Below are 6837 nucleotides of genomic sequence, written 5' to 3'. Positions count from 1 at the left end.
GTCAAGGCCCAGGAAAAAGAAGAGCTCGAAGTGCTGTTTAATGTCAACTGGGAGGTGCCCCGCTTTCTGGTGGGGGATCCCTTGCGGCTCGGGCAGGTGCTGATCAATCTGGCCAACAATGCAGTCAAATTCACAAACAACGGTGAAATCGTCGTATCCACAGAATTGCGCAAACGCAATCAGGAGCAGGTGTCGTTAAAATTTTCCGTCAGAGACACCGGCATCGGCCTGACCGAAGAACAGGCCGGCAAGCTGTTTCAATCCTTTTCCCAGGCCGATACCTCCACCACCCGTAAGTACGGCGGCACAGGACTGGGACTGGCCATCAGCAAGAAACTGGTTAACATGATGGGTGGTGAGATCTGGGTGGAAAGCGAATACGGTCAGGGCACCACTTTTAGTTTTACCGCTGATTTTGGTCTGGGCAAAGAGCGCGCTAAAAAACGCTTTGCGCCCTCCACAGATTTGAGAGGCACAAAAGCCCTGGTGGTAGACGACAATGCCACTTCCAGAGAGATTCTAAAGGATATGCTTGAATCCTTTACCTTTGACGTCACCGTGGCCGCCTCTGGCCCGGAGGGGATTACCGAGCTTGAAAACGCTGACCCGGCGAACCCATTTGAACTGGTGGTCATGGACTGGAAGATGCCCGAAATGAACGGCATCGAAGCCTCCCGGCAAATCAAAAGTCACACCGGATTGAAAAAAATTCCGGCCATTATCCTGGTCACCGCCTATGGTCGCGAAGAGGTGATGCAGCAGGCTCAAGACGCGGGGCTGGATGGCTTTTTGATCAAGCCGGTCAGCCCGTCATTGCTTTTTGACGCCAGCATGCAAGCCTTTGGTCAGACCGTTCCTGAGGATTCAAGAGCGGGTCGCAGAGACCAAAAAGAAGCCCAGGTAATGCAACACATCCGGGGCGCCCGTGTACTGCTGGTGGAAGACAACGAGATTAATCAGCAGGTGGCCAGCGAAATTCTGCAGGGCGCCGGGCTCAATGTCAATGTGGCCAACAATGGCAAAGAAGCCATCGCTGCCATCGAGAAAAAAGCATATGATGCCGTGCTGATGGATGTTCAGATGCCGGTAATGGACGGCTACACCGCCACCGGCAAACTGCGTCAGGATGAGCGTTTTAAAGAATTGCCCATTATAGCCATGACCGCCCATGCCATGGCCGGTGATGCCGAAAAAAGCATCGCCGCCGGTATGAGCGACCATGTCACCAAGCCCATTGATCCGCAACAATTATTTGCTACGCTGCAAAAATGGATTCAGCCGGACAAGAGCCGCAGCGCCGTTGCAAAGCAAACACCGTCCGCAGTAGAGACCGTCTCCGAAACAGAGGGCTTACCCGAATCCCTGGCCGGATTTGACCTGCAAGACGGTCTCAAACGCCTGCAGGGGAACAAAAAGCTGTACCGTAAACTGTTGCTGGATCTAGCAGCTAAATATACTGACACGGCCGATGACATTCGTCAGGCGCTCACTGCCAATGACTTTGAACGGGCCCACAGCCTGGTCCATAACCTTAAGGGACTGGCCGGAAACCTGGCTGCCACCGATCTGCAGGCCGCTGCTATCGAACTGGAAAAAGGTGTTAAAGGCGGCCTCCCGACTGAATCCTCCAAAGAGACGCTCAATCAGTCGTTCGATAAATTGAAAAAAACACTGCAGGCAGCAATCAAGTCCGTGAGAACATTAGGCCCGGCTGTTGCAGAAAAACCGGCCCAACCGTCTGCCGCAGCGCTGGCGGATATACCGCCGGAACTGGCCAAACAAGCCGCCGATCAAATTCGCGCAGCAGCCGATATGGGCGACGTCACTCGCATCAAAACGATTGCCGAGGAATTCAGTGCCAAATCCGCGGCCTTTGTACCGATTGGGGAGCGGTTCATTCAAATGGCGGAGGATTTCGATTTCAATGGAATTTTAAAATTAGCCGATGAAACGGATAAAGCAAAATCAACCTGATGGCGTTTTCAGGCAAGCCGAAGACAGCCTGGCAAGGATATAAAGCTTAGCAAGTTGCCAATCTCATAAAGAAGCCCCCGTAAAGATGTTGTCAATCCTTGTGTGGTTTATTTGTCAATTTTAGAGCAACGGGTTCATTCCAAGCCCTAAATCATCTTGCTGAAGTAAATTTCTCAACCAGAGGGTGATATCTTTTAGAGTTGTTTTGAGAAACAAATTTCTCAGCCAGAGAGCGATCTTTTGGCTGCCGGTCAAGGCGTTCCAGGCCTGCAGCCAGGTATTGATAGCCGCCGGCTTGTCTGTAATAATATTATCCGCACCCACCTCTATCATGGCAAGCGCCGTGTGCAAATCATTGACGGTCCAGACATGGATTTGCTTGCCGCTCTGTTGGGCCTTTTTAACTAGCTGTGATGTGGCCTGGGCGGCATCGATGCTCAGGAAGTCGACTTTGCTTTGGGTGTAATCGCCAAGCGCGCGGAAAACGGTCAGCCCGATCTTAATTTCCGGAAAAAGCGCTTTGAACATTCGCAACTCACCATAATCCAGAGAAGTGATCACGCAGTTTTCGGAACATGAATTTCTTCGAATCAGTGTACCGACTTTTCCTACCAGATCCAAATCCGGTCGATTATACTTCAATTCAATGTTGAGTTTGATACGTCCATTGCAAAACCGTATGGCCTCCTCAAGGGTTGCGATACGCTCACTTCTGAAATCTTTTGAAAACCAGCTGCCAATATCGATTGTGCTCAGTTCTTCGTATCGCATTTCCGCAATCTTGCGATCAATTGAAGCAACGCGCATCAGATCGGCATCGTGCATGAGAATTACAACGCCATCAGCCGTAGCCTGCACATCAATTTCAGCATAATCCGCGCCATCCTCTATGGCTTGATTAAGCGCACTGATGGTATTTTCCGGAGCTTTGAGCGAACTGCCGCGGTGGGCGGTGATCGCCATATGGCGACGGTCAAAATTAAAGCTTTCAAAATATGCAAAACCGGCGAAAACCGTTATCGCCAACGACAGGCAGACACCGGCCCATCCTACGCTTTTTAAGACAGAAGGAGATATTTTTTTTATAAGCCACCATTTTTCAGGCAACATGATTTTGCGCCTTACAATCTCGCGATAAAAGTCAACGATAGTAAACATATAAACCGTCTTGCCCAGGGTGAACCAGATTAGGCCGCTTATGACAACAACCCCCAGAGCAACCACGACCAACGGCAGAATGACATATAGGTTCAGCCCGGCGTAGACCAGCAAAAATGTGAACAGCGCTTTAAGTACCAGCGCTGTGGCAAATGATACAGAAACAATAAATATCCACCAGACGGCCTGAGGCACCGCCAGTTCGATGACCCGGTGCTTTGTCCGCTGCCAGCTTTTTCTTAAGGCCTTAAGCGGTTGCGCATTTTCGAAAATGAGGGCTGGAATCGCAAACAGCCAGCGTATATACAACCAGGCAGCCAACAAAAAATAAAGCCCGGCGATCATAGCGCTGATAAATAGCGTCACCCACAACTGCCAGGGTCTTTCAGCAAGGTAATAATTTATGTCATACTCACCAAGGAAAACAAAATACGTCAGAGCGCAGGCTGCTAAAAATGGTATGCTGGCTAAAAAACCAATAGTGGCCTGGAGCAATCCTAAACAAATAACAGACCAAGCATGGACAATTTCTTCTCCGAGGACTCTGCTGACGGAAACCACACGACCATCAGCCGCGGCCAGGGAAATGATCATTAACCCGATCCATTCCAGAAAGGCCAGCCCGAGAAAAAAGGCGGCACTGAGCAGAATGAAACCAAAACCCCGCAAAGATATGAAAAAGGCTATAATGTCTTCATTGCTGACTGCAATTTGACCGTCGGAAACCAGCAGGCTATTTACCAGCCAGGCGGTAAACGGTGCCAGGGCGATTGCAAAAATAAAACTGAACCAGATTTCAAAACCGATGATCGGCCTGATTTCCCTGCGCAAATTATTCCATGCTTTATGATAGCGAATATAAGACGATTTAATCATTGCTAATTTGAAAGGAATCCAGGTGAGAAGTAAACCCGGTACCGGGTTGCGCCCCGATACAAGGCACGGGCTTGAATACCCATCACTAAAAATTATTCGGCGAGGGTTGTCTTTTTAACGGAGCTGTCCGGTGCGGTTACACCAAGCGCTTCTATTTGCTGTAAAAAGCTGGCAGCTTCCTGAACGATTTGACCTTCACCTGCGGTGTTTGCCAGTTGTACCGCCCGATTTAACCATTTTTGGGCATCATCAATCTGATCGTTAGCAAAAGCACTTCGACCGGCTCTAAGATAGCGGATGGCGGCCTCCCGGATGCGTCCCGCTTTTTCACTGGCTTCACCTGCCAGCACCAGAGCCCTGACCATTGCGCGATAGTCACGCGCTTCACGGCGCAGGCGGGTTGTGCGATCAAAGGCTTCAATGGCCGCCGGCCAGTTTTGCTCAGCCAGGGCCAGGTGCCCCAACAGCTCCTGACGATCGGCGCGCAGCCGCACCTGGTCCGGTTGCCCCAAATCCGCTATCGAGCTGCGCAACTGATCCAGATTACCCTGTTCACTGGCGATTAAGCCTCTCAAAAAATGCGTTTTGCTTTGTATAACAGAAGAAGTCTGTGCCGGGTCGGCCAGAATTTGATCGGTTATTTGCCAGGCGGCATCTGCATTCCCAAGTCTGTGAAGAAGGGTGGCTTCGAGAAGCAGAAAATCGACCGACTTACCATGATCCGCCAGGGCCATTTCGGTTTTGGCACGCCGAACCACTTCCAGAGCCTCTTGATAGGATTGCAGGTTCTGCAGACATACGGCCAGATTGTAGCGGGCATCCAGGATCGCGGCGCTATCATCACGCACATAGGCACGCTCCAGCGACCGGCGATAGAAACTGGCAGCCTGACGGAAGCGCCCCTTGTCAAAGGCCTGGCGTGCGGCTCTGTTAAAACGTACCAGTTCTGAATCTATGGACGGATCCCTTTGTGGTGGTGGTGAAGACCCACAAGCGGAAAAAACCAATATGACAACTGCAGCTAGCAGACCAATAAGCCCGGCTCGAAAGAAGGAATGCAGATAGCGGTTCATGGACTGACCTCCAGCGGCGATAAACGATTGGTTGTTTGTTGCGGTTGGCCTGAGCGACCGCCGAATAACCAGTGGGACTGAAGCTGCTGAATCAGCAGTTCCAGTTCGACCATCACCTGCTGCAGTTGCAAAACCAGTATCGTAGCTGTATCCGCAGTGTCACCCACATTTTTGGTAATCTTGGGCAGATGCGGTGTCGTCTCGCTTAGATCTGCCATCACCCCTTCCATGGATGCCATGATTGTTTTCAGACTACGCGTAATTTTGGGGATATCGCCGGTTTCGATATCAAATTCGGTTGAGAAAGCTGAAACGTTTTCAATTATGTGTTGGGCTTCATCAAGGAGCGGGCCCAACTGGGCGATCCGGTTTTCCAGCTCCCTAATAAGTTTATCCTCGGTCAGCAAACGCCCGAGCGACCCTTCCCCCCGGTCAATCCGGTCGGCGATGGAATTCAGATTCGTCAGCAGCTGCTGGACGCCTCTGTCAGGATTCTGTAAATCTTGTGCAACTGACGTCAGCGCAATGATTGCCGTATGGGCATCATCGATCAATGGCATTACTTTGGCCCGCAGCTCATCAATGAGTTCAGACAGTGTATCGCTGGTGCTGCGATCTGATTCAACGGTCAGAACAGCAAATTCCCAATCAAGCGGCGGCCCGCTGCCGCGGGTAATTTCAAGGAAAGCATCACCGGCAATGCCGAATGTCCGGCGGATGGTTGCCCTTGAATCGCTGCGAATAAAAACCGCCATTTCGCTATCGATACGGGCGATGGCGTGGATCTTTTGATCGGGGTTGATGACAATATCCAAAACTTCCCCGGCACGCGTTCCCAGAATTTGGACCGACGATCCTTGGGACAGCCCGAACAGACCTTCATCGGGCAATACTACCTTGAGCAATTCTCCGGGATTAAACCATTTGCGAATCTGACCGGAGTAAATCAAGCCGGCGACAAAAATCAGCAAGGTGAGCAACACAAACAACCCGACCGTTTCATTGGTATAGCGGAATTTTGTCTGTGGCAGCCTTTGTTTCACGGTGTGACCTCCATCAATTTATTGGCAACCATTCGATATCGCCGGGTTACAGGCAGGGTTTGATCCTTCCAGATGCGCTCTTTTCTTGTCAGCCAAATAACGGCAGCGCCCCGTTCGAGCACATCACGCACCGCACTCATCAGGGCAGATATGATATCAAGGAAAATGCCGCTGGTCGGCTCTTCTAACACAATCAGCGAAGGTTGTCCCATAAATGCCCGCGCGCAGGCGGCGCGTTGCAGGTCGGTTTCCGTGAAATCACCGGGCAATCCCAGAGGAAGCCCGGGAAGACCAAAAAGTTGTGCCAGCTGCCCGGCCTCATCGCAAAGCTGGCGGGTAGACCTGCGCGTATGATGAGATTGGGCCAGCAATATATTATCCATCAGCGAAAGGTGGTTGATCCAGTTTCCGGTTTTAAAGACACGGCTGATCCGGCCCCGCAGCGCATTGGCCTGGTCAGGCGGCAGTTTCGTCCAATTGCGTCCCAGAAAACGCACAGACCCACTAGTGGGTTCGATGATTCCAGCACAAGCATCAGCGAATGCCGTTGTTTGCTCCAGGCGCGCCAGACGGATTAAAACCAGATCACCGCCATAAATACTCAGGCTGACCTCATCAGACGCAGCGGCCACCCCGGATGTGCCTGTGAAAATGGTATCTTCAAATTGCAGAATGTTGCGTTGCTTATTGAGAAGGACTGGCATCAGACATCA

Annotated in this window: 5 protein-coding genes; 1 reads left to right on the top strand and 4 read right to left on the bottom strand. The window is 51.3% G+C overall.

Annotated elements, in window-relative coordinates; all coding sequences use genetic code 11:
* Positions 1-1974 (top strand): response regulator (locus tag QNJ26_11615; GenBank protein MDJ0986184.1); only part of this gene is annotated, 1974 nt, incomplete at its 5' end.
* A 120-nt stretch (positions 1975-2094) separates the two neighbouring features.
* Here the strand turns inward: QNJ26_11615 and QNJ26_11610 are convergent.
* The 4 genes from QNJ26_11610 to QNJ26_11595 all read right to left on the bottom strand — a co-directional run bounded on the left by QNJ26_11610 (position 2095) and on the right by QNJ26_11595 (position 6828).
* The gene (locus QNJ26_11610; protein ID MDJ0986183.1) at positions 2095-4008 is read right to left on the bottom strand and encodes a glycerophosphodiester phosphodiesterase family protein; all 1914 of its coding nucleotides are present in this window, start codon (positions 4006-4008) and stop codon (positions 2095-2097) included.
* A gap of 92 nt (positions 4009-4100) precedes the next feature.
* Positions 4101-5081 (bottom strand): hypothetical protein, encoded by a 981-nt coding sequence (locus QNJ26_11605; protein ID MDJ0986182.1) that lies wholly within the window; start codon positions 5079-5081, stop codon positions 4101-4103.
* Positions 5078-6124, bottom strand: coding sequence for an MlaD family protein (locus QNJ26_11600; GenBank protein ID MDJ0986181.1), 1047 nt, complete (start codon positions 6122-6124; stop codon positions 5078-5080). The genes QNJ26_11605 and QNJ26_11600 overlap by 4 nt, the downstream gene beginning before the upstream one ends.
* A complete protein-coding gene (locus QNJ26_11595; GenBank protein MDJ0986180.1) occupies positions 6121-6828 on the bottom strand; it encodes an ATP-binding cassette domain-containing protein in 708 nt (235 codons plus the stop codon). Before QNJ26_11595 ends, QNJ26_11600 begins: the two co-directional genes overlap by 4 nt.
* Between the last annotated feature and the right edge of the window lie 9 nt (positions 6829-6837).

It is taken from the genome of Desulfobacterales bacterium (assembly GCA_030066985.1).
In the GTDB taxonomy this organism is placed as follows: Bacteria; Desulfobacterota; Desulfobacteria; order Desulfobacterales; family JAHEIW01; genus JAHEIW01.
The sequence above is the reverse complement of the archived record's forward strand: the minus strand, read 5'-3'. Positions and strand labels throughout refer to the sequence as shown.

Coding starts and splice junctions, on each gene's coding strand:
- QNJ26_11610 (MDJ0986183.1), bottom strand. CDS start 4,008: ATGATTAAATCGTCTTATATTCGCTATCATAAAGCATGGAATAATTTG.
- QNJ26_11605 (MDJ0986182.1), bottom strand. CDS start 5,081: ATGAACCGCTATCTGCATTCCTTCTTTCGAGCCGGGCTTATTGGTCTG.
- QNJ26_11595 (MDJ0986180.1), bottom strand. CDS start 6,828: ATGCCAGTCCTTCTCAATAAGCAACGCAACATTCTGCAATTTGAAGAT.